Raw genomic sequence first — 26639 nt, forward strand, 5'->3', positions numbered from 1 at the left:
TTCGGAGGATGGATGGCGAAGCAAAGCGCCGCGATCCGTCAGGCCATTCACGCCACCTCCAACAATCACGGATCAAACCGTCAGACCGCCATGTCGGAAGCCGCGTTGCGGATTCCAACCACCGGTTAAAACGTCACCGCTGAGGCATCAAACCCACTGATCATTACGCTTGCGGCGTACGCGCAACATGGTCGGCAAGATCAAACCGGCCAACAATCCACCGCCGGCGATGCTGCCGCCGTAGATCATGTACTGCATGAGCACTTGTTTGTTTTCGCCGCCGAGTTGCGCCTGCAACTCACGCACTTGCGACTGTGCCTGGGTCAATTCGCTGTCCAGCGATGATCGCGCGGCTTGCAGCTCATCAATCAGCTTTTTGCGCGCATCCATCGTCTCTTGCATGCCTTTGACGCGGGTTTTCCAGGTCTCGTTAATCCCGTCCAGCTCTGTGCTCAACTCGGTGACCTTCTGCTCCAACATCGGCAGGCGCTCGGCCTGGCCCGGTACGTCTTGCAGGTCGCGGCTCGGAATCCACACGGTGCTGCCACTCTGGCCGCGGACCTGGCTGTAATCACCTTTGGTGTTGAGCAGTTCGACGCGCTCACCCGAGGTGAGTGTTCCGACAATCCTGTAGCCATCCGTGGGGCCACTGCGAACGTAGGTACTGAGGCTGTCACTGACCCAGCGCGCATTGTCATTGCTCTCCTCGGCTTGTGCCTGGGTACCGCCCATCAGCAAGCCGCCTAGCAAGCAGGCGCCGAGTACAGGTTTCTGGAAGGAGGAGACGCAAGCGGAGAAATGACGAGATAGGGACATGGGTAAATATCTTCACGTAGCTTAAAAATGAAGCCCGAAAAACGAGCGTGATAACAATCGGCCCGGCCATTTGTTTTAGGCATTGAGCGTTGTGAAGAACGGCGATCGCGCAGCCACCCAATGGCGACTGGCCATCCCCCTTCCGCGAGGCCGACTACAGACTGACAACCGTAAATTGGATTGAGTTCACTGCGGATTCAGTGCATGTGATGGGTGGCGCAAAACAGCGAATTTGCAGGGTTGCGCTGAACGTACTTCAAAGCGCTCGACTCAGGGCGCCGCGATGCGCGCCAACACCTTGGGTGGCTGGGTGAGTGGCAAAGCCAGAATCAGCCCCTCGCCAGACGCCGGATAGATGCCGCTAAGGGCTGTGATGTTGACCTGATGGGAAATCAGCACCAGCCGCTGACTGCGCTCAAGAGCGTTGATCTGGGCAATAAGCGCCTGGGTTTGGCGGTTTGCGTTGTCTCGCTCGGTAAAAAACGAATCGAGCGCTTGCAGCGTCTCGACCTTGCCCGCCTGCATGCCTTTACCGGTATCAACCGCGCGGCACCAACTGCTGGAAAGAATGCGCAGCGGCGTGATGCCCTGCTGCTGCAACAACCTGCCCCAGCGCGCGGCTTGCTCACGGCCGAGAGGGCTCAGATTACGCTGAGTGGAGCAATCGCCAGGGGTGAAGTTGGCCGGATCGCCAAGCCCCGGCGCATCTGTGTGGCGCAGCAACAGCAGCGCAGACCCGCTGCGCAGTTGTTGCCAAGCCGCTTCTACAGTGGTTTGAGCAGAACTTGCGGGAGCGCACACGCAGCACAAAACAAGCGCCGCGAATCGCCCCCAGACGCTAGACCTTAACACTCCCCCGAGGCCCCATCAGCGCCCAGATAATCAAACCGACTACCGGAAGGAACAGAACGAGTAACGCCCACAAGATTTTCTTGCCAGTGTCCGTGTTGCTTTTAACGATGTTGATAATCGCCCAGATATCCAGCGCGAGGATTATCAGCCCGATGATTTCCGATCCCATTTGAATACTCCTGGCTCTTGGTTTGAATTTAGAGAATAGACGGCTACGACCAAACACACGTCGCAGTTGACTGACAACTCTTCAAAAGCGGCCTGTTCGCACCTTCCGGGCAACTTTGGTGGCGGATGTGGCATCAATCTGGAGCGCTGCAAAAAATATTTTCTTTTGCCTGCATCCAATTGCCGCTCTGGCGGGTAGTACCAGTAGCAGCCACTAATTTGCTGCTCCTTTTGCCACTCTGGAGTGACTCGCATGAACGTTAAAAAGAATCTCGGCCTTGCCAGTATCACCCTCATCGCCAGCAGCCTGTTGGTTGGTACTTCGACCGCCTATGCACAAATGGACCTGCCAGACACCATTAAGGTCCCAGCCGGCAATAAAATTGCGCTGGAAACAGTAGGCGTCGGCGAAATCACCTATGAGTGCCGCGACAAGGCCAGTGCCGCAGGCGAAACCGAATGGGTGTTTGTCGGGCCAAAAGCGGCGTTGAATGATCGCAGCGGCAAACAGGTTGGCGACTATTTCGGCCCACCAGCCACATGGCAAGCCAAAGACGGCTCGAAAATCACCGGCACACAAATGGCTGTCGCGCCTGCGGGCGATGGCAATATTCCCTACCAGCTGGTCAAAGCCAACCCTGCCGAGGGCAAGGGCGCAATGAGTGGCGTCAGCTATATCCAGCGCGTTGCTATCAAGGGCGGCGTAGCGCCGAGCAAGCCGTGCACCACCGCCAACAAGGGCAGCCAGGAAATCGTCAAGTATCAGGCCGACTACATTTTCTGGACCGCCAGCTAAGCTGGTAGACATGAGCAGGTTACGCACGGTGCAAACTCGACTAATCTGCTCAGACACCTCCCCGGCCGAACAGGCTGGGGTATCCAAAGACTGCCGGCGCCCGAAACTATTGTCCGTACCTGAGCCTTCCTTCGACTACGAAGCGTGTTTAGCTGATTGCGCCCGAGGCGAGCAGCAAGCGCTGCACAACCTATACGATCAGGAAAGTGCCCGCCTACTCGGCGTGGCTCTGCGCATCGTGCGCGACACTGCTCTGGCTGAAGACATCGTGCATGATGCGTTCATCAAAATCTGGGCGCGTGCGGCCAGCTATGACGCATCGAGAGGCTCCGCCCGTGGCTGGATATTCAGCGTGACCCGCCATCTGGCGCTTAATTTTATGCGCGATAACGCCCGCAATGCTTCAGCCAGCGAGTTTGACGAAAACGCCCTGCCCGACGACTCGGCAACCGTTATCGCCGACTCCTTTGAATACCGTGAACACAGCGGACGAATCTACAACTGCCTCGAGTTGCTCGAACCGGCGCGCCGCAACTGCATTCTGCATGCCTACGTTGACGGCTATTCGCATGCGCAAATCGCCGCGAAACTGGGCGCCCCGTTAGGCACCGTCAAAGCCTGGATCAAGCGCAGCCTGTCGGCCCTGCGGGAGTGCATGGGATGAGCCCGCAAGCAATCGACGAACTGGCCAGTGAATACGTGCTCGGCACGCTCAGCGCCGAACAACGCGACGAGGTACGCCAGCGCCTGGCCAGCGAGCCTGAGTTGCGCGCGGCCGTGGATGCGTGGGAGCAGCGTTTGCTCGACCTCACAGCGCAAGCTGAAAGCCAACAACCTTCGCCGCTGTTGTGGCGGCGGATCGAACGCAGCGTTAACAGTGCCCGCAGGCAAACCCCTGCCCAGCCAACTACTCAGTCGTGGTGGAACATGCTGCCACTCTGGCGTGGCCTTGCCGGTGCTGGTATCGCTGCCAGCGTGGTTCTGGCCAGCGTGCTGATGCTGCGCGGCGCGGCGGTGAGTGAACCGAGTTATCTGGTGGTACTGGTTGCCCCGCAGGACAAAGCGCCGGGCTGGGTGGTTCAAGCCAGTAACCGCGAGGAAATCCAGCTGATTCCGTTAGGGGTGGCAGAAATCCCGCAAGACAAAGCCCTGCAGTTCTGGACCAAAGGGGATGACTGGCAAGCGCCGGTTTCGCTGGGTCTGGTTAAGCCGGGACAAAGCTTGTCGATCTCGCTGGACAAACTACCGCCCTTGGCGCCCAACCAATTGTTCGAGCTAACGCTGGAGAGCCCGACCGGTTCACCAACGGGCAAACCGACTGGCCCTATTCAGTTTATTGGCCGTGCCGTTAAGGTGATTTAGCTCTCTCTGGAGTCCACCATTTAACATCAATAAAAATGCACTTATAAGCCAATATCATTCATTGGATGATTCTATCCGTAACCCGCACACTATCCGTCTAGCCCTTGTGCATGGCCTGAAACGACCGTATCAGGCCTTCGGCAATACCAACTACCTCACCAAAAGCCGAAGGCAAGGCCCTTAGAACCTCTGCGTGCGACGGATTAAAATGCCTATTCAAAGCAGTACCCAAATTGACCAATCCTATAACTACGAGGTTGTCAGACGTTTTACTCTGGCCACCTTGTTCTGGGGGATTATCGGCATGTTCATGGGCGTGTTTATCGCCGCCCAGTTGGTCTGGCCGGAGCTGAGCTTCGGCCTTGAGTGGACGACTTTCGGACGCCTGCGGCCGATTCACACCAACGTGGTGATTTTTGCCTTTGGCGGCAGCGCGCTGTTTGCCACCTCGCTGTATGTGGTGCAGCGCACCAGCAGGATCAGGCTTATTTCCGATGGCCTGGCCCGCTTTGTATTCTGGGGCTGGCAGGCCTGCATTCTGGCAATGGTCATCAGCTATCCGCTGGGCATTACCACGTCCAAGGAATACGCCGAGATGGAATGGCCGATTGCGATTTTAGTTGCAGTGGTCTGGGTGGCTTATGGCTACTTATTCTTTGGCACGATTGCGCGCAGAAAGGTTAAGCACATATACGTCGGCAACTGGTTCTTTGGCGCCTTCATCATCGTCACGGGCATGGTGCATGTGGTCAATCACTTGTCTGTTCCGGTAAGCCTGTTCAAGTCCTACTCGGTTTACTCCGGCGCCACCGATGCCATGATTCAGTGGTGGTATGGCCACAGCGTGGTCGGCTTTATTCTGACCGTGGGCTTTCTCGGCATCATGTATTACTTCGTGCCCAAGCAAGCCGAGCGCCCCATTTATTCTTATCGCCTGTCGATTGTGCATTTTTGGGCGATTATCACCCTGTACATTTGGGCTGGTCCGCACCACCTGCATTACACCGCACTGCCTGACTGGGCGCAGTCTATCGGCATGGCCATGTCGCTGGTGTTGTTGGCGCCCAGCTGGGGCGGCATGATCAACGGCATGATGACGCTCTCAGGAGCGTGGCATAAATTGCGCGAAGACCCGATTTTGCGCTTTTTGGTGGTGGCCTTGGCGTTCTACGGCATGTCGACGTTTGAAGGGCCGATGATGGCGATCAAAACCGTCAACTCACTCTCGCATTACACAGACTGGACCATTGGCCACGTGCATGCAGGGGCGCTGGGTTGGGTCGCGATGATCTCCATTGGCGCGCTGTATCACATGCTGCCCAAGCTGTATGGGCGCAGCCAGATGTACAGCATCCGGCTGATCAACGTGCACTTTTGGATGGGAACCATTGGCACCGTGCTGTACTTGGCGGCCATGTGGGTCAATGGCATCACTCAAGGTTTGATGTGGCGTGCAGTAAACGCCGATGGCACGCTGACTTATTCATTCGTTGAAGGCTTGCAAGCCAGTCACCCCGGATACCTGGTGCGCCTGATTGGCGGCGGAATTTTCGCCAGCGGCATGCTGCTGATGGCTTTTAACGCCTGGATGACCATCCGTGCAGGGCACGCCGTGGAAAACCTGCGCATCGACGCCGCTCACGAACCGGCAGTGGCCTGAGGAGACAACCATGCACCTGTTGATTATCTGTATCGCCAGCATAATTTCAGTCTGGGGCTTGTATCGCAGTCTTTACCTGAACAATGACGAGGAGTTGATACAAGCGGGCTTGCTACCGTTTGCTGACGATCCCGATGCTGCCGAACGCGTAGAAGCGAAAACCGGCTTGCATTGTGATCATGTGTTCAACCCCGTCGCTGAAGCAGAGTTCGAACACGGCGATGTCTTTGACGCTTAACACGCAACAGTTCCATAACCAGGGATGGTACCTGCGGTGTCTTTAGGCACGGCTTAGGCTCTCCAGTATGATGGTGAGCCTTTTTTATATTTACTCTATTGTCGAAAGCACCTTGGTTTATGACTCGTTCACAACATTTTACGGCCTGGCTGCGTGCCTTCAAACCGGCCCCGATACATACCCGTCCCAGCGAATGGATCCGTGCCGCTCTCGGCGCCGGAGCCGCACTGCTGTTGAGCAGTTGGTTATGCAGTGTTCTCTTTGGCCTTGAAACAGCCCAGCATCTGGTCGGCCCTCTGGGGGCCTCAGCCGTGCTGTTGTTTGCCGTTTCATCCGGCGCACTGGCGCAGCCCTGGTCAATTATTGGCAGCTATCTGGTCGCCACTCTGGTCGCGCTCGGCATTACCCATTTTTTTGGCTACAGCCTGTTCAGCGCCAGCGCCGCATTGACCCTCACACTGATACTCATGTGCACCGTCCGCTGCTTACATCCACCCGGCGGCGCACTGACACTCTGCGTGGTATTCGCCAACCCCAAACTCAGTGAAATGGGCTTGCAGGCATTTTTGCCGGTGATTGTCAGCGGTGCGTGCTTGCTTTGTTGCGCCTTGATTTACAACAACCTCACGCGTGTGCGCTATCCGCGCCAGCCAGCCGCAGCGCCAGCATCCGGGGATCACCACACGCGTGACCCTGCGCCGCAGTCGCGCGTGGGTATTACCAGCAAAGATTTGGATCAGGCGCTGGATGAACTCGGCGAGTTTGTTGACGTGACCCGCGAGGACCTCGAAACGATTATCCGCAGCACCGAGAAACACGCGCTGCGCCGCAGCATGGGGGATATTCGCGCGTCACAGGTCATGTCGCGCGATGTGATTTGGGCCAATCCGCAGACGAGTGCGCAAGAAGGCCTGCGGATGCTGCTGTTGCACCATTTGAAAGCCCTGCCGATTCTCGATGAGAAGTACCACTTGGTCGGCATCGTCAGCTTGGTCGACTTGGTCACGCCCAGCCTGAGAATGGCGAAAAAGCGCCGCTGGATCGGTTTGCGCAAACGTGATGAGGTCGTTCTCAGCGACATCATGAGCAGCCCGGTGAGTTGCGTAAACAGTGATGCCCACGCCGTTGAGCTGATTCCGCTGCTCTCGGACCGTGGCTTACACTGCCTGCCGGTAATTGAGCATGGCAAGATGGTCGGCGTCATTACTCAGTCCGACTTGATCGCTGCCCTGCACCGCGATTTGCTCAGCCATCTGGGCTGAGCAAATACGCTTGAGTCGCTGCCTTGTTAAATCAGCGGCTCCCAACGCTGCGACCAGTCGGTATCACTCGCGACCACTTCGCGCAGCGCGCTGAACGCGTGCTGCAGCGTCTGGGAGTCACGCTCCCGTGAATAGACCAAATACGCCGGAAAACTAAACTCCGGCGCCTTGGGTACACGTTGCAGATAACCTTTCTCGATGTAGCTTTCGACCACGCGGGAGCGGAAATAGCCCGAGCCACCATTTTCAAGAATGTGCTGTAGCGCTAAGGGGCCGAGGTTGATACTCACCGAAGCCTTGGCCTTATCAGGCAAGGCGCTGTCGTGCTGACGGCGAAAGCCTTCGCCCCAGTCCACATAAACATAAGGGTCTGGGTTGGCCGCACGCACCATGACCAGCTTTTCTTCGAATAACTGCTCAACCTGCAGGCCAGGCCAGTATTCGGGTTTGAACACCACGGCGGCATCGAGCACACCGCGCTCCAGTAGGCGCAACAGCGTCATGCCTTCCGCCATTTCCGTGCGGATTGCATAGCTGGGAATTTGCTCGCGCAACGCACCGATCCACTTAAGCATCAGCGGATTACACAAGCTGACCTCCGCCCCAAGATGCAACACATGGTGGAAACCGTCAGGTAGCGGCAGCTCACGCTGCGCCGCGTCCCACGTCTCAAGCATCTGGGTGGCAAACACGACAAATGCTTCGCCATCGGCGGTAAGTTTCGCCCCGGCCCGATTACGGATGAACAGTGTGCAATTGAGGTGGCTTTCCAGTTTTTGAACCCGCGCACTGACGGCCGTCTGGGTCAGGTGCAGACGCTCGGCCGCCGCAATGAAACTGCCGTGACGGGCAATTTCCAGAAAAGTACGGGTCAGGTCGATATCCATGGGCTGCACTGCGCAAGAAGTGAGTCGCTATTGTAGCCAAACCATCCCAGCCGCATGCCCATTAAAAAGGGTGCGCTTGTGGCGCACCCTTGGGGATGTTGCAGATTGAACTGCTGGTAAGAACACCGCAAAGGCTTGTGGCCAGTGAAGTGTATTTGCCGGACGGCGTGCGTCTCGACGAATCAGGTATAACCCAGGACCGTTACAGCGGGGTGACCAATCGCCCGTGACGGGCATATTCCAGCATATTGGCCAGCACCAACTCTTCCATGCGCAAGCGCGTTTCAGCGGTGCCACTGCCAACGTGCGGCAGAAGCACCACGTTATCCAGCGCCAGCAACTCGCTTGGCACCAACGGCTCTTCGGCAAATACATCGAGCCCGGCGCCGCCCAGCGTGCCGTTGCTCAGAGCGCTGACCAAGGCCTGCTGATCGACCACCGACCCGCGCGCCACATTGATCAGAATGCCGTTGCGGCCGAGCGCGGCAAGCTCGGCTGCCGAAATAAGATGATGCGTGGCAGCGCCGCCGGGACAGGTCAGGACCAGAAAGTCCGCCCACTCGGCAAGCGCCAGCAAATCCGCTTCGTAGGCCAACGGTGAGCCTGCAACCTGACGACGGTTGTGATAACGCACCTGCATATCGAAACCGCTCGCACGCTTGACCACGGCCTGACCAATGCGGCCCAGGCCGACAATGCCCAAACGCTTGCCGGTCACGCTACGCGCCAATGGGAAGTTGCCCATCAGCCAGCCGCCGTCACGCACGAATCGATCCGCCGCACTCATGCCGCGTGCGGTGTCGATAATCAGGCCCATGGCCAGATCGGCCACGCAGTCATTGAGCACATCAGGGGTATTGCTCACGGCAATGCCGCGATCACGGGCAACGTCGACCGCCAACGCATCGGTGCCCACACCAAAGCTGCAAATGGCCTTCACATTGGGCAGTTGCGCCAATAATTCAGCGCTGCAGCCGAAGCGCGCCGAAGTGGCAACCACTTCGAACTCACCGCCGTGCTGGGCCAGAAACGCCTGCGGATCAGTCTGCTGCCAAAGGGCAGTCACGTTGTACTCGTCAGCAAGACGCTGATTGAAACGCTCGGTAAGCGCGCCCACTTGCAGCACATTGAGACGTTGCATACACACTCCTTTTAGCAGGCTCGATCAGGTGATTGGCGCCGGGTTGAACAGGGTAATGTCGTTGTGCAGTTTGTAGTGTTCAGCCCAGGTTTTCTTCTTGCCGCTGGCCACATCCAGGTAATAGTGGAACAACTCCCAACCCAGCTCTTCAATGCTCGCGCGGCCAGTCGCAATGCGACCTGCATCGACGTCAATCAGGTCTGGCCAGCGCTGCGCCAGCTCGGTGCGGGTGGATACTTTAACCACCGGCGCCATGGCCAAACCATACGGTGTACCGCGCCCGGTGGTAAATACGTGCAGGTTCATGCCGGCAGCCAGCTGCAAAGTGCCGCAAACAAAATCACTGGCCGGTGTGGCGCAGAAGATCAGGCCTTTGCGGGTCACGCGTTCACCTGGGCCAAGTACGCCATTGATCGCGCTGTTGCCGGATTTGACGATTGAACCCAGCGATTTTTCCACAATGTTCGACAAGCCGCCCTTCTTGTTGCCCGGCGTGGTGTTAGCGCTGCGATCCGCCTCGCCCTTGGCCAGATAACGGTCGTACCAGTCCATTTCCCGCACCAGTTCGCTGGCAATTTCCTTGTTCTCGGCACGCGAGGTCAGCAGGTAAATGGCGTCGCGTACTTCGGTGACTTCCGAGAACATGACCGTGGCACCGGCGCGCAGCAGCAAGTCCGAGGCATAGCCCAGTGCCGGGTTGGCGGTGATCCCCGAGAAGGCATCGCTGCCGCCACACTGCATGCCCAGAATCAGCTCACTGGCCGGCACGGTTTCGCGGCGGCGCTGATCCAGTTTGCGCAGGCGGACTTCAGCCAACTCCATGATCTGCTCAATCATTTCAGCGAAGCCGTGCGACGAGTCTTGCAAGCGATACAACCACGGGTCGGTGAGATCAACCGAGCTGTCGCCCTGATGCATAACCTGCTCGGCCTGAAGCTTTTCACAGCCCAGGCTGATCACCAGCGCCTCGCCACCCAAGTTAGGGTTGCGCGCCAGGTTGCGCACGGTACGAATCGGGATGTAAGCGTCAGTCGCGGTGATCGCCACGCCGCAGCCATAGCTGTGGGTCAGCGCGACCACATCATCCACATTCGGATACTTGGGCAAAAGCTCTTCACGGATGCGCTTGACCGCATGATCGAGCACACCGGTCACGCATTGCACGGTGGTGGTAATACCGAGAATGTTGCGCGTACCAACAGTGCCATCGGCATTGCGATAGCCTTCGAAGGTATAGCCTTCGAGTGGCTCCTGCGCTTCGGGCACGTCGGTTGAAAGCGGCAGATTGGCCAGTTCCGGTGCGGTCGGCATGCTCAACTGATCTTCACGCACCCAACTGCCGCACGGGATCAGTTGCTTGGCGTAACCGATGGTCTGACCGTAACGGATAATGCGCCCGCCTTCGGGGACATCTTCCAGGCACACTTTATGGCTCTGCGGAATGTGATCAACGGTGACCAGGCCTTCGGCAAACGCGGTGCCGGCCGGCACGCCCTGATCGTTAACCACCACCATCACGTTGTCCTGTGGATGCAGGCGAATAAAACGCGGCGAGTCAGAATGTTCAATCAACTGCGACATAACGCAGACTCCTACAAATCAGGCGTGAGAAAGGATGGCGGTATCGGAATCGGGTTTTGCTGAATCAACAGGTGGCTCCTGCAGATCAACCCGTTTGATATCACCCACAATCACCAGATAACTGATAACTGCAATCAAGGCATTGGCACCGACATACACCAGCGCCCATTTGAACGAACCGGTGGCGCTGATGATGTAACCGATGACGATGGGCGTGGTAATCGAAGCCAGATTGCCAAAGGTATTGAACAAGCCACCACTGAGCCCGGCGATTTGCTTGGGCGATGTGTCTGAAACCACGGCCCAACCCAGCGCACCGACCCCCTTGCCGAAAAACGCCAGCGCCATGAAGCCGACTACCATCCACTCGGCCTCGACATAATTGCACAGCACCATGCTGGTCGAGAGCAGCAAGCCGCAGACGATGGGCGCCTTGCGCGCGAATGTCAGGGAATGGCCCTTACGCAGCAGGTAATCGGAAATCACCCCGCCGAGTACACCGCCGATAAAACCGCACACCGCAGGCAGCGAGGCAATGAAACCGGCTTTGAGAATGGTCATGCCGCGTTCCTGCACCAGATACACCGGGAACCAGGTCAGGAAAAAATAGGTGATGCCGTTGATGCAGTACTGGCCGAGATAGACGCCGAGCATCATCCGGTTGGTCAGCAACTGACGAATGTAATCCCACTTTGGCCCGGCATCGGCGCCCGCCTTTTTCGGCTGGTCCATATCCACCAGACCGCCATTACTGGCGATGTAATCCAACTCAGCCGCGTTGATTCGCGGGTGCTCGCGCGGGCCGTAGATAACTTTGAGCCAGATACCCGAGAAGATAATCCCGGCAGCGCCCATGACGATAAACACGTGCTGCCAGCCGAAGGTATAAACAATCCAGCCCATCAGCGGGGCGAACAAAACAGTGGCGAAGTACTGCGCCGAGTTGAAGATCGCCGATGCAGTACCGCGCTCGGCGGTAGGGAACCACGCGGCCACGATGCGCGCATTACCCGGAAAAGATGGCGCCTCGGCCAGGCCAACCAGAAAGCGCAACATGAACAGGCCAACTACTGCGGTAGAGGCGTTCAGTTCGCCGATATAACCTTGCAACAGGGTAAAAAACGACCAGGTAAAAATGCCCAGCGCATAGACCTTCTTCGAGCCGAAGCGATCCAGCAACCAGCCGCCCGGAATTTGCCCCAACACGTATGCCCAGCCAAAAGCCGAGAACACATAACCCAGAGTGACAGCATCAATACCGAGGTCTTTCTGCAGGCTGGAACCGGCAATGGCGATGGTCGCACGGTCGGCATAATTGATGGTTGTTACCAGAAACAGCATCAGCAAAATCAGGTAACGCACGCGCGTTTGTTTCAGGTCTTGCACGGAACGAACACTCCTACAGCTTATTTTTATAACGGAGTACAGCGACCGCCACCCCACACCCAGAGGGTTTGCTTACAGGGCCAGAGAGCCCTGTAAACGTGTACCGGAAAAGTGTGCGGGTGATGGCCTAACGGCAGGGTTCAGCGCACCAGGCAGGGGCGCTTGTTATCAAACTTCCAGTTCGGGATCAGGTACTGCATGGCAATCGCATCATCGCGAGAACCCAGCCCTTTTTGCTGATAAAGCTCATGAGCTCTGGCCAGCGCATCCCAATCCAGTTGCACACCGAGACCGGCGGTTTTAGGCACAGCCACCTTGCCCTGCACAATCTGCAAAGGATTGTGAGTCAGGTGCTGGCCGTCCTGCCAAATCCAGTGGGTGTCGATGGCCGTGACTTTACCCGGCGCAGCGGCAGCGACGTGGGTGAACATGGCCAGCGAGATATCGAAGTGATTGTTCGAATGCGAGCCCCAGGTCAGCCCCCACTCGTTGCACATTTGCGCAACGCGCACAGAACCTTGCATGGTCCAGAAGTGCGGGTCGGCCAACGGGATGTCGACTGACTGCAACTGAATGCAATGGCCCATCTGACGCCAGTCGGTGGCGATCATGTTGGTGGCGGTTGGCAGGCCGGTTTCACGGCGGAACTCAGCCATGACTTCGCGCCCGGAGTAACCGTTTTCAGCGCCGCATGGGTCTTCGGCATAGGCCAGAATTCCGTGCAGATCACGGCACAGGCGAATCGCATCTTTAAGCAACCAGCCGCCGTTCGGGTCCAGAGTGATACGCGCTTCGGGGAAACGCGCAGCCAGCGCGCGAATCGCCTCGACTTCCTGCTCGCCGCTGAGCACGCCACCTTTGAGTTTGAAATCGTTGAAGCCGTAACGCGCATGCGCCGCTTCGGCCTGACGCACAATGGTTTCCGGGCACAGCGCCTGCATATTGCGCACACGTTCCCAGGCGTCGTCGGCGTTGTCTGCCTGACGATAATCGAGGTCGGTCTGGTTGCGATCACCGACATAAAACAGATAGCCGAGCATCTCGACTTCATCGCGCTGCTGGCCTTCACCGAGCAAGGCTGCAACCGGCACACCGAGGTATTGGCCGAGCAGGTCGAGCAACGCCGACTCCAGTGCAGTCACCGCATGAATGGTGATGCGCAGGTCGAATGTTTGCAGGCCGCGACCGCCCGAATCACGGTCGGCAAAGGTGCGGCGAACTCGGTTGAGAATTTCGTTGTAGTTGCCGATGGATTGGCCAACCAGTAAAGCGCGTGCATCTTCGAGGGTCTGGCGGATGGATTCGCCGCCCGGTACTTCGCCAACACCGACATTACCGGCGCTGTCTTTGAGAATGAGGATATTGCGGGTGAAATACGGGCCATGAGCCCCGGACAGGTTCATCAACATGCTGTCCTGGCCGGCAACCGGCACGACAGTCAGTTCGGTAATTTTGGGGGCAGTTGCGCGGGTTTGTGCAGTTGCGGAAGCGTTCATAAGCGGGTCCCAAATTATTTTTATAAAGGGTCTGCGTATTCCATGAAACCGTGCAGCAGCGCCTCCCCGCCTATTGTGACGGCGGGGAGGCGTTTACAGTCAGCCGATATAGGTCGTCTTGACAGTGGTGTAGAACTCTTGCGCGTAACGGCCTTGCTCGCGGGAGCCGTAGGACGAACCTTTACGGCCACCAAACGGCACGTGGTAATCAACCCCGGCAGTCGGCAGGTTGACCATCACCATCCCCGCCTGAGCGTGACGTTTGAAGTGGTTGGCGTACTTCAGCGAAGTGGTTGCGATACCGGCAGACAAACCGAACTCGGTGTCATTGGCCATCGCCAGTGCCGCCTCGTAGTCGGCAACGCGAACCACGTTGGCCACCGGGCCAAAGATCTCTTCACGGCTGATGCGCATGTCGGCAGAACTGTCGGCAAACAGTGTCGGCGCCAGGAAGTAACCTTCGGTGTCGCACGTTACCAGACCGCCACCGCTGACCAGACGCGCACCTTCATCGCGGCCGATGTCGATGTAACGCAGGTCTTGATCCAACTGCGACTGCGAAACAACCGGGCCAATATCTGTGTCTTTATGCAGGGCATGGCCCACCTTGATCGAACGCATGCGCTCGGCCATCGCCTCAACGAACTTGTCGTGAATACCCGCCGTCACGATCAAACGGCTGGACGCCGTGCAACGCTGACCAGTCGAGTAAAACGCGCTCTGCACAGCCAGCTCGACCGCCGTTTTCAGGTCGGCATCATCGAGGATGATTTGCGGGTTCTTGCCGCCCATTTCCAGCTGAACCTTGGCCTGACGCCCAACGCAGGTTGCAGCGATGCTACGGCCAACGCCAACCGAACCGGTGAAGCTGACACCGTCGACCTTCGGGCTGTTGACGATAACGTCGCCCACCACCCGGCCGCTGCCCATAACCAGGTTAAATACGCCAGCTGGGATGCCCGAACGCGAAATGATTTCGGCAATAGCCCAAGCGCAGCCCGGCACCAGATCAGCCGGTTTGATCACCACGCAGTTACCGTAAGCCAGCGCCGGGGCGATTTTCCAGGCCGGGATTGCAATCGGGAAGTTCCAGGGCGTGATCAGGCCAACAACACCCAATGCCTCGCGGGTAACTTCAACCGATACGCCAGGGCGAACCGACGCCAGCACTTCACCGGCTTGGCGCAGGCATTCGCCGGCAAAATACTTGAAGATGTTACCGGCACGGCTGACTTCGCCAATGGCTTCAGGCAGGGTTTTGCCTTCTTCGCGAGCGAGCAAGGTGCCCAACTCTTCGCGACGCGCGAGAATTTCGCTGCCGATTTTATCCAGTGAGTCGCTGCGCGCCTGAATACCAGACGTCGACCAGGCCGGGAATGCTGCACGAGCAGCAGCGATAGCCTGTTCAACTTGCGCCGCGTCAGCTTGAGCGAATTCGCCGATTACATCAGCCAGATCGGATGGGTTGCGATTTACCGAATAAGTAGCGCCAGCCACCCACTCGCCACCGATGAAGTTTTCAAAGCGTTTTGTCTCAGCCACAAGTGACCTCCTGATAACAGGCCGCTGCTATGCAACGGCACGTCGAATGTAAGTGAACCCCGAACAACACAGGGGTTCCGGGGTTTATTACTGCGCGCCTTGTGCCTTGATCAGAGCAGCCAGTTGCTCGTATTCCTCAGGCAGCAGATCTGTCAGCGGGGCGCGAACCGGACCAGCATCGAAGCCTGAGATTTTGGCGCCGGCTTTAACGATGCTCACCGCGTAGCCTGCACGGCGGTTGCGGATATCCAGGTACGGCAGGAAGAAGTCATCAATGATCTTGCCAACAGTGGCGTGATCGTCACGGGCGATCGCCTGATAGAAATCCATCGCGGTTTTCGGGATGAAGTTGAACACCGCCGACGAATAAACCGGCACGCCCAGTGCCTTATAAGCAGCGGCATAGACTTCGGCAGTCGGCAGACCGCCCAGGTAGCTGAAGCGATCACCGAGGCGGCGACGGATAGACACCATCAACTCGATATCACCCAGGCCATCTTTGTAGCCGATCAGGTTCGGGCAACGCTCAGCCAACTGCTCCAGCAGCGGCGCCGTCAGGCGGCAAACGTTGCGGTTGTAGACCACCACGCCGATTTTCACTGACTTACACACCGCTTCAACGTGAGCGGCAACGCCTTCCTGACTGGCTTCGGTCAGGTAGTGCGGCAACAACAGCAAACCTTTGGCACCCAGACGCTCGGCTTCTTGAGCGTACTGAATCGCCAGACGGGTCGGGCCGCCAACACCGGCCAGAATCGGCACACCGCCGTCGCAGGTATCAACAGCTGTCTTGATAACAGCGGAATATTCATCGGGGGCCAACGAGAAAAACTCGCCGGTGCCGCCTGCAGCAAACAATGCAGACGCGCCGTAAGGCGACAGCCACTCAAGACGACGCGCATAAGTGTCAGCACGGAAATTACCGGCAGCGTCAAAGTCGGTCACCGGGAAAGACAGCAGACCGGAAGAGAGGATGGACTTCAGTTCTTGTGGATTCATTATTCGAACACCCTGGGGGAAAACGGTTATGTGAGTCAGTACAGGTACTAAACTGAAGAAATACGTTATCGTACAACTACACATATTGCCAACTGGATTTTCACTCCCAGCCGACAGAATACCGTTCGCTGCTGCAAATAATTACGCTGGTATTTCGGCCATATAACATGGATATAACCGCCATTCGCAGGCCACAAATCACCGCACAAGCCCAGCAATTCACTGCATCTCGCTAAATTTCACCCTTTAACGTAACGCGCATGTGCAAGCCTTTTCGACTTTAGTCACGTTGACATCCCAAACAAGTCCTGTTGAAATCAGCCAGCTCCAAGTCATACGACAACGTATGACCATACAAACAATAACAATCTTTGATTCAGGGCCGCCTAATGACTCCTACCTCATCAGCCCAACCACGTGTTAACCGCCTCCTGCTGACCGGCGCTGCCGGCGGCCTCGGCAAGGTACTGCGGCAGCGCCTTGGCCAGTATGCCGACATCCTGCGCCTCTCCGACATTGCTCAGCTGGAACCTGCCAGCGGCTCACACGAAGAAGTTGTGCCGTGCGATTTGTCTGACAAAGCCGCCGTGCACGCACTGGTAGAAGGCGTTGATGCGATTCTGCATTTCGGTGGAGTTTCAGTAGAGCGCCCGTTCGAAGAGATTCTTGGCGCCAACATCAGCGGCACCTTCCACATTTATGAAGCAGCGCGGCGCCACGGCGTTAAACGTGTAGTGTTTGCCAGCTCCAACCATGTGATCGGCTTTTATAAGCAGGATCAGCAACTCGATGCGCTCTCCCCTCGCCGCCCGGATGGCTATTACGGCCTGTCGAAATCCTACGGCGAAGACATGGCCAGTTTTTACTTTGATCGCTACGGCATCGAAACAGTCAGCATCCGTATCGGCTCATCGTTCCCGGAACCGCAAAACCGCCGGATGATGTCCACCTGGCTGAGCTTTGACGACCTCACCCAACTGCTCGAAAAATCCCTGTTCACGGCCAATGTCGGCCACACCATTGTTTATGGCATGTCCGATAACGCCAAAGTCTGGTGGGACAACCGCTACGCAGCACACCTCGGCTTCCACGCCAAGGACAGCTCCGAAGTGTTCCGCGACAAGGTCGAGGCGCAGCCGCCAGTTGCCGCCGATGATCCGGCGGCGGTGTATCAGGGTGGCGCTTTTGTTGCCGCTGGCCCGTTCGAATAAGTCGACGCGACTTAACCCGGCCCGCGAACAATAATAAGAGACGCCTCCATGCAAGCCGAATTGATACTCGACGCCCGAAATGCCGTCGGCGAAAGCCCGGTCTGGAACATTCAGCAGCAAGCACTTTACTGGGCCGATATTCCGGCGCGTCGCCTGCATTGCTGGCACGCCGCAAGCGGTCAGAGCCAAAGCTGGCAGGCCGATGAAATGCTCGCCTGTATCGCTCATCGCGCAGACAACAAAGGCTGGATCGGCGCGATGCAGAGCGGCATTTTCGACCTGCAGCCGCAAGCCGACGGCACCGTGCAAAGCCGCTTGCTGGCGAACGTCAATCACAGCCACGCTGATATGCGCTTCAATGACGGCCGCTGTGACCGGCAAGGCCGCTTCTGGGTCGGCAGCATGCTGCTCGACATGGCAGCGGGCATTCCAGCCGGCGCGCTTTATCGGTTTGCCGATGGCCAACTGAGCCAGCAACTCGACGGCTTCATCGTGCCCAACGGCCTCGGTTTCAGCCCGGATGGCCGCACGCTGTATTTGTCTGACTCTCACCCGAGCGTGCAACTCATCTGGGCATTCGATTACGACACCGACACCGCCACGGCGCATAACCGTCGCGTGTTCGTCGACATGAATCATTTCCCTGGCCGCCCGGATGGCGCGGCGGTCGATGCCGACGGTTGCTACTGGATCTGCGGTAACGATGAGGGCCTGATTCATCGCTTCACCCCGCAAGGCAAGCTGGATCGCTCACTCGCCGTACCGGTGAAAAAACCAGCCATGTGCGCGTTTGGCGGCGCGGATCTGAGCACCCTGTTCGTCACCTCAATCCGTCCCGGCGGCGACCTCTCCGATCAGCCATTGGCTGGCGGCGTGTTTGCTCTGCAACCGGGGGTGAAAGGCTTGCCCGAACCTGAGTTCCGGGGCTGACGCCCCAGGGTTTTCTGCTGTAACCAACGCTGTTCGCAACACTGCATACCAACAAAAACAAAACTGGAGATTCCAATGAACTTCAAACGCAAGTTGCTCGTCGCTGCCCTTCCTCTGATGTTCTGCATGTCGGGTGCCGCTCACGCACTGGAAATCAAATTCGCAGAGATTCATCCGGCAGGTTATCCAACCGTTGTTGCCGAAGAGGCGATGGGCAAGAAGATTGAAGCGGCCACCAACGGCGACATCAGCTTCAAGATGTTCCCAGGCGGTGTACTCGGCTCGGAAAAAGAAGTTGTCGAGCAGACTCAGATCGGCGCGATTCAGATGACCCGCGTCAGCCTCGGCATTGTCGGCCCGGTTGTACCGGACGTGAACGTCTTCAACATGCCATTCGTGTTCCGCGATCAGGCGCACATGCGCAAGATCATTGACGGTGAAATCGGTCAGGAAATTCTCGACAAGATCACCAATTCCGAATTCAACCTGGTCGCGTTGGCCTGGATGGATGGCGGCACCCGCAACCTCTACACCAAGAAGCCGGTGCGCAACATCGAAGACCTCAAAGGCATGAAAATCCGCGTTCAAGGCAACCCGCTGTTCATCGACATGATGACGGCCATGGGCGCCAACGGCATTGCCATGGACACCGGCGAGATCTTCAGCGCCCTGCAGACCGGGGTAATCGACGGTGCGGAGAACAACCCGCCAACCATGCTTGAGCACAACCACTACCAGAACGCCAAGTACTACACCCTGACCGGCCACCTGATTCTGCCGGAGCCGGTGGTGATGTCGAAGGACACCTGGAACTCGTTGAGCGAAGAGCAGCAGGCGCTGGTCAAGAAAGTGGCCAAGGAAGCCCAACTCGAAGAGCGCAAACTCTGGGATGCCAAGTCCGCAGCCAGTGAAGAGAAGCTCAAAGCCGCCGGTGTCGAGTTCATCACGGTCGACAAAAAACCTTTCTTTGATGCCACCGCTCCAGTACGCGAGAAGTACGGCGCGCCTTACGCCGATCTGATGAAGCGCATTGCAGCTGTCGAGTAATACCCTACTCCCTGAAAGCGCCTTGGCGGCGGCTTGCAATGCGTCGCCAAGGCAGTGGTGAAGCCTGATGAAAGATACCTTCTTACGCGTCAACGACGTGATCTACACCAGTTGCATCTGGGTTGCAGGTCTGTCGGTTGCGACCATGGCCCTGATTATTCCCTGGGGCATTTTTACCCGTTACGCACTCGGCAGCGGCTCCAGCTGGCCCGAGCCCGTGGCAATTTTGCTGATGGTGCTGTTCACCTTTATCGGTGCTGCCGCCAGCTACCGCGCAGGCGCGCACATGGCCGTGTCGATGGCCACCGATCGCATGCCGCAACATGTTCAGCGCTATTTAGAAGTGCTGGTGCAACTGCTTATGGCGACCATCTGCCTGTTCATGCTCATTTGGGGCATCAAACTGTGCGCTGCCACCTGGAATCAGTTCAACCCGTCTCTGCCAAGTTTGCGCGTCGGCCTGTGCTATTCGCCGATCCCGCTGGGCGGTGCGCTGACTCTGATTTTCATTGTCGAGCGCATGGTGTTTGGCGACCAGAGCCACCGCAAAGCGGTCAATTACGAACAACACGAAGAAAGCAGTGAGGCCCTGTCGTAATGGACGCTTTTATACTTCTTGGCACCTTTATTCTGCTCATCGTGCTGCGCATGCCCGTGGCGTACGCCCTCGGTTTGTCGGCATTGGCAGGCGCTTTCTGGATCAATATCCCGTTTCACGCGGTGATGATTCAGGTCGCGGGCGGGGTTAATAAATTCTCCCTGCTGGCCATTCCATTTTTCGTTCTCGCCGGCGCGATCATGGCCGAGGGCGGCATGTCCCGGCGTTTGGTCGCATTTGCCAGCGTGCTGGTCGGATTCGTCCGTGGCGGCCTGTCTCTCGTGAATATCATGGCTTCGGCGTTCTTCGGCGCGATCTCCGGCTCGTCGGTTGCCGACACCGCCTCGGTGGGCTCGGTGCTGATTCCGGAAATGGCCCGCAAGGGTTATCCGCGTGAATTCTCGACAGCCGTAACCGTAAGCGGTTCGGTGCAGGCACTGCTGACGCCGCCCAGCCACAACTCGGTGCTGTACTCGCTGGCAGCAGGCGGCACGGTGTCGATCTCAGCCTTGTTCATTGCCGGTATCGGGCCGGGGATTTTGCTCACCTGCGTGATGATGGGCATGTGCCTGGTCTTCGCCAAACGCCGCAGCTACCCGAAAGGCGAAGTGATCCCGCTCAAGCAGGCGCTGAAGATTTGCGTCGATGCGCTCTGGGGTTTGATGACCATGTTCATCATTCTCGGCGGCATTCTCAGCGGCGTGTTCACCGCGACAGAATCTGCAGCCATTGCCGTGGTCTGGGCGTTCTTCGTCACCATGTTCATTTATCGCGACTATAAATGGCGTGACCTGCCCAAGCTGATGCACCGCACCGTGCGCACGCTGTCGATCGTGATGGTATTGATCGCCTTCGCCGCCAGCTTCGGCTACATCATGACCCTGATGCAGATACCCGCGAAAATCACCACCGCGTTCCTGACCTTGTCAGATAACCGCTATGTGATCCTGATGTGCATCAACGCCATGCTGCTGGTACTTGGCACCTTGATGGACATGGCGCCGCTGATCCTCATTCTCACGCCGATTCTGATGCCAGTGATTACCGGTCTGGGCATCGACCCGGTGCACTTCGGCATGATCATGCTGGTGAACCTGGGCATTGGCCTGATTACCCCGCCCGTTGGCGCCGTGCTATTCGTCGGCGCAGCCGTGGGCAAAGTGACCATCGAAAACACCGTCAAAGCACTGCTGCCGTTCTACGCCGCGCTGCTGATGGTGCTGATGGCCGTGACCTACATTCCGGCTATTTCGTTGTGGTTACCGCACGCGCTGTTGTAAGCGCTGCATGACTCAGGGAGCGCCGCCTACGGGCGGCGCATGCTTGAATTGGCCAAGGATGCAAACCCCGCAATGTCTATTTCAACCCCGCTGCCACGGCACATTGCCGTGCTGCTACTGGCCTCACTAGCCTGCTCGTTCGCGGGCAATCACATTGCTGCGCGCATCGCCTTCGATCACGACACCGGCCTGTTACTGGCCATGCTCTGCCGCGCCGGCGTGACAATGCTGGCGCTCGCGGCACTGATTGCCTATCGCCGCGAGTGGGTTTCCCTGAGCCGCACGACATGGGGTTGGCAACTGCTACTCGGCTTACTCATTGCTATCCAGAGTTTCTGTATTTATTCCGCCGTGATGCGTATTCCGGTGGCGCTCGCCTTGTTGCTGGTCAACATGGCGCCGATTTTTCTCGCCCTGCTCAACTGGGCATTGGGCGGGCCCAGACCCACCCGCCGCGCGGCCATATTAATGGGCCTGATTTTATTCGGCCTGGTCCTGGCACTGAATGTTGCGGAGCAGCTTTCGAGCCAAACCGAAATCGATGCACGCTGGATCGAAGGCGTGATGTTCAGCGTCACAGGCGCTGTGGTGTTTGCTTTTGCCCTGTGGATTACCGAACACAAATTACACGCTGTGCCCGGCATGGTGCGCAGCGTGCTGACGCTGCTTGTGGTGTTTGTCGCTGCAGCTCTGGTCGGCAGCAGTGGCGTGGTCGCAAACGGCATGCACTTGCCAAGCGCTGCCACCGGATGGATCGCCCTCGCCTGCCTGGTTCTACTTTACGGGGCAGCCTTCTCCACCCTGTTTATATTCGTCTCGCGCCTCGACATCACCCGCAATGCCCCGGTGATGAACATGGAGCCGGTGGCGGGCCTGGTGTTTGGCTGGCTGATTCTCGATCAGCACCTTAACGGCATACAGATTATCGGCGGCCTTATCGTGGTCTGCGCTGTAGTGCTGCTGGCCTACAGCAAACAAAAGTAATCAGCCGCGCTGAATAGCGCGCCGCCGAAACAGGCAGCGTTCAACTGGGGATCAAGCATGCAACCCGCATTACTGTATCTCGAAGATTCGCTGACCCGCCTGAGCCTGCTCCCGGAGCGAGGCGCCAGCCTGGTCAACTGGACAATCAAGGCCACAGGCCAGCCGCTGCTGCGCCCCAGCGATGACGCCGCGCTTGCAGCCGGCACACCGAGACGACTGGCCTGCTACCCACTGGCGCCGTGGTCGAACCGGATTGCCAACGGCGGATTCGACTGCCCCGACGGCTGGCTGGCACTTTCGGCCAATACTGATCACGATCCTTACCCGATTCATGGCAGTGCCTGGCAACAGGCGTGGCACGTTGAACAACACAGCGCCGGTCATGCACGCCTGAGCCTCGATAGCCGCGAACCCTTTGCGTACCGCGCCGAGCTGGATATTTCGCTGAATGAAGGCTGTTTGCATCTGCGCTTACAGGTCACTCATCTGGCCGATGAACCCGCGTGGCATGGTCTGGGCTTGCACCCTTATTTACCCCGCACCGCCGCCACCCGCTTACAGGCAGCGGCCAGCGAGGTGTGGCTTGGCGCACCCGGCGAGCTGCCCAGTCAGCCGGGCGCGATACCCGCGCAATGGGACTTCGGGCAACGCAACTGCCTGCCAGACACGCTGATTGATCATGCCTTCAGCGGCTGGGATGGCCGCTGCGTGATAAGCCAGGAAGACGCCGGCTACCAACTGAACTGTAGGGCCAGCGGCGCGGATTACTTTTTGCTGTTCTGCCCTCCAGGCGGCGAGTTCTTCTGCTTTGAACCTGTGAGCCACCCGATCAACGCGCATCACTTGCCAGGCCGACCCGGCTTGCGCTTGCTGCGCAAGAACGAGGCAGCCGAAGTGGATTTCAGCCTGCACTACCAGCCGTTCAACGCGCCGCGCGAAACAGGCTGACCGGGTGAGATTCAGGGCCAACGCTGGCGCGTTAGCACAATGCTTACCGATGCTTCACGCGAGGGAAGAAAACACGATGTCATCCTACAACTAAAGTTTTTTAGCATTACCAACCCCTAACCCAGTGGCTGATCTTAAAAATCAGGCATCAGGCTAAGTTCGGCCTAAATAAAGCCGAAAATCAGCAAAAACAGGGTTAAAAGACAAAAAAATATCTCGAGTTAGCCAAAAGTAGACATTGACAATAACAAACCCAGCTATGAATAATCAGGCAAGTTGTATGACGACGTATAACACCAATAATAATCACAAAAACAGGTCCAGCATGAAGCTATCAATCCGCACTCCCCATCTGTCGCTTGTTCGCATCACGCAATTGCACCGCCCGATATTGGCGAATTTCAGCCTGGCGAATTGCGCCCAGTAGCTGTCGCTCAACCCAAAAGAATCTATCCGCACCCCGAACCGGCTCGCACTTCTTGCCTGTAGAACAGACCTGCGCGCGGTTTCGATGACGGATGCAACTCGGTCACACACTGGAGCAAAATAATAATGACTGCACGCAACGCCCTCTCTCTTGCTGTACTCAGCGCCATCGGCGCAGCTGCCCTGCCACTGAGCAGCCAGGCTGCTGGTTTTGCAGATGATGCCAAGGTCAACTTTGGCCTGCGCAACTTCTATATCAACCGTAATTTCACCAACCCGGCTTACCCGCAGGGCAAGGCTGAAGAATGGACCCAGAGTTTCATTCTGGATGCGCGCTCGGGCTTCACCGAGGGCACGGTCGGTTTCGGCGTCGACGTACTTGGCCTGACCGCGATCAAGCTCGATGGCGGCCGCGGCACAACCAGAACCGGCCTGCTGCCGGTGCATGATGACGGTCGCCCGGCGGATGATTACGGCCGCCTTGGCATTGCCGGCAAGGCGCGTATCTCGAAGACCGAATTGAAGATTGGTGAGTGGATGCCGGTGCTGCCGATTCTGCGATCCGACGATGGTCGTTCGTTGCCACAAACCTTTCAGGGCGGTCAACTGACCTCCAGCGAAATTGCTGGCCTGACCCTTTACGGCGGCCAGTTCCGTGGCAACAGCCCACGCGATGACGCCAGCATGGACGACATGACCTTTGGCAAAGGCGTTTCGGACCGCTTCAATTTCGGCGGTGGTGAATTCCGCTTCAACGAAGACCGCACAATGATTGGCGTCTGGGGCGCGGAACTGAAAGATGTGTACAACCAGCAGTTCTTCAATCTGGTGCACACCCAACCGGTGGGCGACTGGACGCTGGGCGCCAACCTCGGCTACTTCATCGGCGGCGAAGACGGCAGCGAACTGGCCGGCAAGATGGACAACAAAACCAGCTCCGGCCTGTTCTCGGCCAAGAGCGGTTCGCACACCTTCTACCTCGGCCTGCAGCGAGTCAGCGGTGACAAGTGGATGCGCGTGAACGGCACCAGCGGCGGCACCCTGGCGAACGATAGCTACAACTCAAGCTACGACAACGCCGAGGAACGCTCCTGGCAGGTTCGTTATGACTTCAACTTCGCAGGCCTCGGCATTCCCGGCATGACCTTGATGAACCGCTACATCAGCGGCGACAACATCAAAAGCGGCGCAGTTGATGACGGCAAAGAGTGGGGCCGCGAAACCGAGCTGGCCTACGTCGTCCAAAGCGGCGCATTCAAGAACCTGTCGATGAAATGGCGCAACAGCACGATTCGTCGTGACTTCAGCACCAGCGAGTTCGATGAAAACCGCCTGATCTTCAACTACCCGCTACCGATTCTGTAACACCTCACGCGACCTCCTCCACGTAGCACTTTACCCGCCCTTGAGGCGGTTTTTTTTTTGCCCGCTATTCACTAAGCGATACCCAAGCGAATCGCTCAGGTATTCGCCGCAAATACACGCGTAGTAGTGCAAACCATCCGCAACCAACAGCGGATAGCTCTAACCCGTCAAAACCCTGGATGAGATAAACAGCGCGTCGCACCAGCAAGACAGACCTAGGCGGCCTTGAAGACGCTGGGCCAGAACAGCCCAGCGGTATTACAAGCAACTCAACGGGTGTTACTGAGCGCCTTGGGCATCGATCAGAGCAGCCAGCTGCTCGTATTCCTCAGGCAGCAGATCCGTCAGCGGGGCGCGAACCGGACCAGCATCAAAGCCTGCGATTTTGGCGCCGGCCTTAACGATGCTCACGGCATAGCCTGCACGGCGGTTACGGATATCCAGATACGGCAGGAAGAAGTCATCAATGATCTTGCCAACGGTGGCGTGATCTTCACGGGCGATTGCGTGATAGAAATCCATCGCGGTTTTCGGGATGAAGTTGAACACCGCAGACGAATATACCGGTACGCCCAGTGCCTTGTAGGCAGCGGCATAGACTTCGGCAGTCGGCAGACCGCCCAGATAGCTGAAACGATCACCGAGGCGGCGACGGATCGACACCATCAACTCGATATCACCCAGGCCATCCTTGTAGCCGATCAGGTTCGGGCAACGCTCAGCCAACTGCTCCAGCAGCGGCGCAGTCAGGCGGCAAACGTTGCGGTTGTAAACCACCACGCCGATTTTCACTGACTTACACACCGCTTCAACGTGAGCGGCAACGCCTTCCTGACTGGCTTCGGTCAGGTAATGCGGCAGCAGCAGCAAACCTTTGGCACCCAGACGCTCGGCTTCCTGGGCGTACTGAATCGCCAGACGAGTCGGGCCGCCGACACCGGCCAGGATCGGCACACCGCCGTCGCAGGTATCAACAGCTGTTTTGATAACAGCGGAATATTCATCGGGGGCCAACGAGAAAAACTCGCCGGTGCCGCCTGCAGCAAACAATGCAGACGCGCCGTATGGCGACAGCCACTCAAGACGACGCGCATAAGTGTCAGCACGGAAATTGCCGGCAGCGTCAAAGTCGGTCACAGGGAAAGACAGCAGACCGGAAGAGAGGATGGACTTCAGTTCTTGTGGATTCATTATTCGAACACCCTGAAAAGCGAGTTGTGATGGGAGTAGTTCAGCTCATGCTGTAGTCATACGTTATCGTACAACTATAAATAAAACCATACCTGTCGTCTTGTAAATTGATAGGTAGCCGGCAACGTGCATAGCTACAGCACACGAACGTCTGCGAAATATTGCTTAAAAAGCATGAAATAGACGGCCTTAAGCCACTTAACCTCAGCCAAACACACAACCACAGCAATCCTCTCTTTACGCTGCAGGCGATGAAATACCTGTTTGCGATGACATCGTATCGTTGACAAGCGGGTTTCGAGATGTTGATAATCGAGCCAAGTCATACGACAACGTATAACACTAAAAACAACAATCGAATTACAGGCCCTGCTATGCCATTTTCATCACAGGCCCATCCGCACCTCTGCATCCGGTGCGGCGTAAAGTTGACCCGCACCAGCCTCTCAGCTGATGCCACTGCCCCATTTGCT

Annotated in this window: 25 protein-coding genes; 14 read left to right on the forward strand and 11 right to left on the reverse strand. The window is 57.5% G+C overall.

The features are described from left to right. Positions 1-147: 147 nt before the first annotated feature. The 3 genes from BM395_RS13890 to BM395_RS13900 all read right to left on the reverse strand — a co-directional run bounded on the left by BM395_RS13890 (position 148) and on the right by BM395_RS13900 (position 1837). Complete coding sequence (locus BM395_RS13890; RefSeq protein ID WP_069901018.1) at positions 148-816, reverse strand: TIGR04211 family SH3 domain-containing protein; 669 nt, start codon at positions 814-816, stop codon at positions 148-150. Between the two features lie 270 nt (positions 817-1086). Next, positions 1087-1617, reverse strand: a complete 531-nt coding sequence (locus tag BM395_RS13895; RefSeq protein ID WP_090512790.1) for a histidine phosphatase family protein — start codon at positions 1615-1617, stop codon at positions 1087-1089. 37 nt (positions 1618-1654) lie between these two features. Continuing rightward, positions 1655-1837: a PLD nuclease N-terminal domain-containing protein gene (locus BM395_RS13900; RefSeq protein ID WP_090512793.1), complete on the reverse strand. Its 183-nt coding sequence runs from the start codon at positions 1835-1837 to the stop codon at positions 1655-1657. Between the two features lie 252 nt (positions 1838-2089). Between BM395_RS13900 and BM395_RS13905 the strand changes: the two genes are divergently transcribed. The 6 genes from BM395_RS13905 (at position 2090) to BM395_RS13930 (ending at position 7154) form a co-directional block, all read left to right on the forward strand. Next, entirely contained in the window at positions 2090-2632 is a 543-nt protein-coding gene (locus BM395_RS13905) for a DUF3455 domain-containing protein (protein WP_069901024.1), read from the forward strand. 109 nt (positions 2633-2741) lie between these two features. After that, positions 2742-3296, forward strand: a complete 555-nt coding sequence (locus BM395_RS13910; protein ID WP_244528986.1) for a sigma-70 family RNA polymerase sigma factor — start codon at positions 2742-2744, stop codon at positions 3294-3296. After that, positions 3293-3994 carry an anti-sigma factor gene (locus BM395_RS13915; RefSeq protein ID WP_090512798.1) on the forward strand — a complete coding sequence of 234 codons (702 nt, stop codon included), beginning with the start codon at positions 3293-3295 and terminating at the stop codon, positions 3992-3994. The genes BM395_RS13910 and BM395_RS13915 overlap by 4 nt, the downstream gene beginning before the upstream one ends. Positions 3995-4202: 208 nt before the next feature. Beyond that, positions 4203-5654, forward strand: a complete 1452-nt coding sequence (ccoN, locus tag BM395_RS13920; protein ID WP_090512801.1) for a cytochrome-c oxidase, cbb3-type subunit I — start codon at positions 4203-4205, stop codon at positions 5652-5654. 10 nt (positions 5655-5664) lie between these two features. After that, positions 5665-5892 carry a hypothetical protein gene (locus tag BM395_RS13925; RefSeq protein WP_090512804.1) on the forward strand — a complete coding sequence of 76 codons (228 nt, stop codon included), beginning with the start codon at positions 5665-5667 and terminating at the stop codon, positions 5890-5892. A 119-nt stretch (positions 5893-6011) separates the two neighbouring features. Next, positions 6012-7154 carry an HPP family protein gene (locus tag BM395_RS13930; protein WP_069900397.1) on the forward strand — a complete coding sequence of 381 codons (1143 nt, stop codon included), beginning with the start codon at positions 6012-6014 and terminating at the stop codon, positions 7152-7154. 26 nt (positions 7155-7180) lie between these two features. Here the strand turns inward: BM395_RS13930 and BM395_RS13935 are convergent, their stop codons facing one another. The 7 genes from BM395_RS13935 to kdgD (BM395_RS13965) all read right to left on the reverse strand — a co-directional run bounded on the left by BM395_RS13935 (position 7181) and on the right by kdgD (BM395_RS13965) (position 16186). After that, entirely contained in the window at positions 7181-8041 is an 861-nt protein-coding gene (locus BM395_RS13935) for a LysR family transcriptional regulator (protein ID WP_090512806.1), read from the reverse strand. 202 nt (positions 8042-8243) lie between these two features. Beyond that, complete coding sequence (locus BM395_RS13940) at positions 8244-9182, reverse strand: 2-hydroxyacid dehydrogenase (RefSeq protein WP_090512809.1); 939 nt, start codon at positions 9180-9182, stop codon at positions 8244-8246. 24 nt (positions 9183-9206) lie between these two features. Further along, positions 9207-10763: a galactarate dehydratase gene (gene garD, locus BM395_RS13945; protein ID WP_090512812.1), complete on the reverse strand. Its 1557-nt coding sequence runs from the start codon at positions 10761-10763 to the stop codon at positions 9207-9209. 18 nt (positions 10764-10781) lie between these two features. Further along, the gene (locus BM395_RS13950) at positions 10782-12149 is read right to left on the reverse strand and encodes an MFS transporter (protein ID WP_090512815.1); all 1368 of its coding nucleotides are present in this window, start codon (positions 12147-12149) and stop codon (positions 10782-10784) included. A 140-nt stretch (positions 12150-12289) separates the two neighbouring features. Further along, positions 12290-13645, reverse strand: a complete 1356-nt coding sequence (gudD, locus tag BM395_RS13955) for a glucarate dehydratase (RefSeq protein ID WP_090512818.1) — start codon at positions 13643-13645, stop codon at positions 12290-12292. Positions 13646-13744: 99 nt separating this feature from the next. Continuing rightward, positions 13745-15187, reverse strand: a complete 1443-nt coding sequence (locus BM395_RS13960; RefSeq protein ID WP_069900403.1) for an aldehyde dehydrogenase family protein — start codon at positions 15185-15187, stop codon at positions 13745-13747. 87 nt (positions 15188-15274) lie between these two features. Next, positions 15275-16186 carry a 5-dehydro-4-deoxyglucarate dehydratase gene (kdgD, locus tag BM395_RS13965; protein WP_069900404.1) on the reverse strand — a complete coding sequence of 304 codons (912 nt, stop codon included), beginning with the start codon at positions 16184-16186 and terminating at the stop codon, positions 15275-15277. 389 nt (positions 16187-16575) lie between these two features. Here kdgD (BM395_RS13965) and BM395_RS13970 point away from each other — a divergent pair, with 389 nt between their 5' ends. The 8 genes from BM395_RS13970 (at position 16576) to BM395_RS14005 (ending at position 24975) form a co-directional block, all read left to right on the forward strand. Then, on the forward strand, positions 16576-17397 hold the full coding sequence (locus BM395_RS13970; RefSeq protein ID WP_090512821.1) for an NAD-dependent epimerase/dehydratase family protein: 822 nt from the start codon (positions 16576-16578) through the stop codon (positions 17395-17397). 48 nt (positions 17398-17445) lie between these two features. Then, on the forward strand, positions 17446-18327 hold the full coding sequence (locus BM395_RS13975) for an SMP-30/gluconolactonase/LRE family protein (RefSeq protein ID WP_090512824.1): 882 nt from the start codon (positions 17446-17448) through the stop codon (positions 18325-18327). 75 nt (positions 18328-18402) lie between these two features. Next, positions 18403-19374: a TRAP transporter substrate-binding protein gene (locus BM395_RS13980; protein WP_090512826.1), complete on the forward strand. Its 972-nt coding sequence runs from the start codon at positions 18403-18405 to the stop codon at positions 19372-19374. 67 nt (positions 19375-19441) lie between these two features. After that, positions 19442-19972, forward strand: coding sequence for a TRAP transporter small permease (locus BM395_RS13985; protein ID WP_069900408.1), 531 nt, complete (start codon positions 19442-19444; stop codon positions 19970-19972). Continuing rightward, positions 19972-21252 (forward strand): TRAP transporter large permease, encoded by a 1281-nt coding sequence (locus BM395_RS13990; protein ID WP_090512831.1) that lies wholly within the window; start codon positions 19972-19974, stop codon positions 21250-21252. Before BM395_RS13985 ends, BM395_RS13990 begins: the two co-directional genes overlap by 1 nt. A gap of 72 nt (positions 21253-21324) precedes the next feature. Then, complete coding sequence (locus tag BM395_RS13995; protein WP_090513173.1) at positions 21325-22236, forward strand: EamA family transporter; 912 nt, start codon at positions 21325-21327, stop codon at positions 22234-22236. A gap of 57 nt (positions 22237-22293) precedes the next feature. Then, a complete protein-coding gene (locus BM395_RS14000) occupies positions 22294-23184 on the forward strand; it encodes an aldose 1-epimerase (protein WP_090512834.1) in 891 nt (296 codons plus the stop codon). A gap of 552 nt (positions 23185-23736) precedes the next feature. Beyond that, positions 23737-24975, forward strand: a complete 1239-nt coding sequence (locus BM395_RS14005; RefSeq protein ID WP_090512837.1) for an OprD family porin — start codon at positions 23737-23739, stop codon at positions 24973-24975. Positions 24976-25254: 279 nt separating this feature from the next. On the opposite strand, the gene kdgD (BM395_RS14010) is transcribed toward BM395_RS14005, so the two are convergent. Beyond that, positions 25255-26166: a 5-dehydro-4-deoxyglucarate dehydratase gene (gene kdgD / locus BM395_RS14010; RefSeq protein WP_090512840.1), complete on the reverse strand. Its 912-nt coding sequence runs from the start codon at positions 26164-26166 to the stop codon at positions 25255-25257. Positions 26167-26639 lie beyond the last annotated feature (473 nt).

Source organism: Pseudomonas marincola, assembly GCF_900116605.1.
In the GTDB taxonomy this organism is placed as follows: domain Bacteria; phylum Pseudomonadota; class Gammaproteobacteria; order Pseudomonadales; family Pseudomonadaceae; genus Aquipseudomonas; species Aquipseudomonas marincola.

Excerpts from the sequence above, each read along its gene's own strand:
- BM395_RS13890 (WP_069901018.1), bottom strand. The coding sequence starts at position 816 with ATGTCCCTATCTCGTCATTTCTCCGCTTGCGTCTCCTCCTTCCAGAAA.
- BM395_RS13900 (WP_090512793.1), bottom strand. The coding sequence starts at position 1,837 with ATGGGATCGGAAATCATCGGGCTGATAATCCTCGCGCTGGATATCTGG.
- BM395_RS13905 (WP_069901024.1), top strand. The coding sequence starts at position 2,090 with ATGAACGTTAAAAAGAATCTCGGCCTTGCCAGTATCACCCTCATCGCC.
- BM395_RS13915 (WP_090512798.1), top strand. The coding sequence starts at position 3,293 with ATGAGCCCGCAAGCAATCGACGAACTGGCCAGTGAATACGTGCTCGGC.
- ccoN (WP_090512801.1), top strand. The coding sequence starts at position 4,203 with ATGCCTATTCAAAGCAGTACCCAAATTGACCAATCCTATAACTACGAG.
- BM395_RS13925 (WP_090512804.1), top strand. The coding sequence starts at position 5,665 with ATGCACCTGTTGATTATCTGTATCGCCAGCATAATTTCAGTCTGGGGC.
- BM395_RS13930 (WP_069900397.1), top strand. The coding sequence starts at position 6,012 with ATGACTCGTTCACAACATTTTACGGCCTGGCTGCGTGCCTTCAAACCG.
- BM395_RS13935 (WP_090512806.1), bottom strand. The coding sequence starts at position 8,041 with ATGGATATCGACCTGACCCGTACTTTTCTGGAAATTGCCCGTCACGGC.
- BM395_RS13940 (WP_090512809.1), bottom strand. The coding sequence starts at position 9,182 with ATGCAACGTCTCAATGTGCTGCAAGTGGGCGCGCTTACCGAGCGTTTC.
- garD (WP_090512812.1), bottom strand. The coding sequence starts at position 10,763 with ATGTCGCAGTTGATTGAACATTCTGACTCGCCGCGTTTTATTCGCCTG.
- gudD (WP_090512818.1), bottom strand. The coding sequence starts at position 13,645 with ATGAACGCTTCCGCAACTGCACAAACCCGCGCAACTGCCCCCAAAATT.
- kdgD (WP_069900404.1), bottom strand. The coding sequence starts at position 16,186 with ATGAATCCACAAGAACTGAAGTCCATCCTCTCTTCCGGTCTGCTGTCT.
- BM395_RS13970 (WP_090512821.1), top strand. The coding sequence starts at position 16,576 with ATGACTCCTACCTCATCAGCCCAACCACGTGTTAACCGCCTCCTGCTG.
- BM395_RS13975 (WP_090512824.1), top strand. The coding sequence starts at position 17,446 with ATGCAAGCCGAATTGATACTCGACGCCCGAAATGCCGTCGGCGAAAGC.
- BM395_RS13980 (WP_090512826.1), top strand. The coding sequence starts at position 18,403 with ATGAACTTCAAACGCAAGTTGCTCGTCGCTGCCCTTCCTCTGATGTTC.
- BM395_RS13985 (WP_069900408.1), top strand. The coding sequence starts at position 19,442 with ATGAAAGATACCTTCTTACGCGTCAACGACGTGATCTACACCAGTTGC.
- BM395_RS13990 (WP_090512831.1), top strand. The coding sequence starts at position 19,972 with ATGGACGCTTTTATACTTCTTGGCACCTTTATTCTGCTCATCGTGCTG.
- BM395_RS13995 (WP_090513173.1), top strand. The coding sequence starts at position 21,325 with ATGTCTATTTCAACCCCGCTGCCACGGCACATTGCCGTGCTGCTACTG.
- BM395_RS14000 (WP_090512834.1), top strand. The coding sequence starts at position 22,294 with ATGCAACCCGCATTACTGTATCTCGAAGATTCGCTGACCCGCCTGAGC.
- BM395_RS14005 (WP_090512837.1), top strand. The coding sequence starts at position 23,737 with ATGACTGCACGCAACGCCCTCTCTCTTGCTGTACTCAGCGCCATCGGC.
- kdgD (WP_090512840.1), bottom strand. The coding sequence starts at position 26,166 with ATGAATCCACAAGAACTGAAGTCCATCCTCTCTTCCGGTCTGCTGTCT.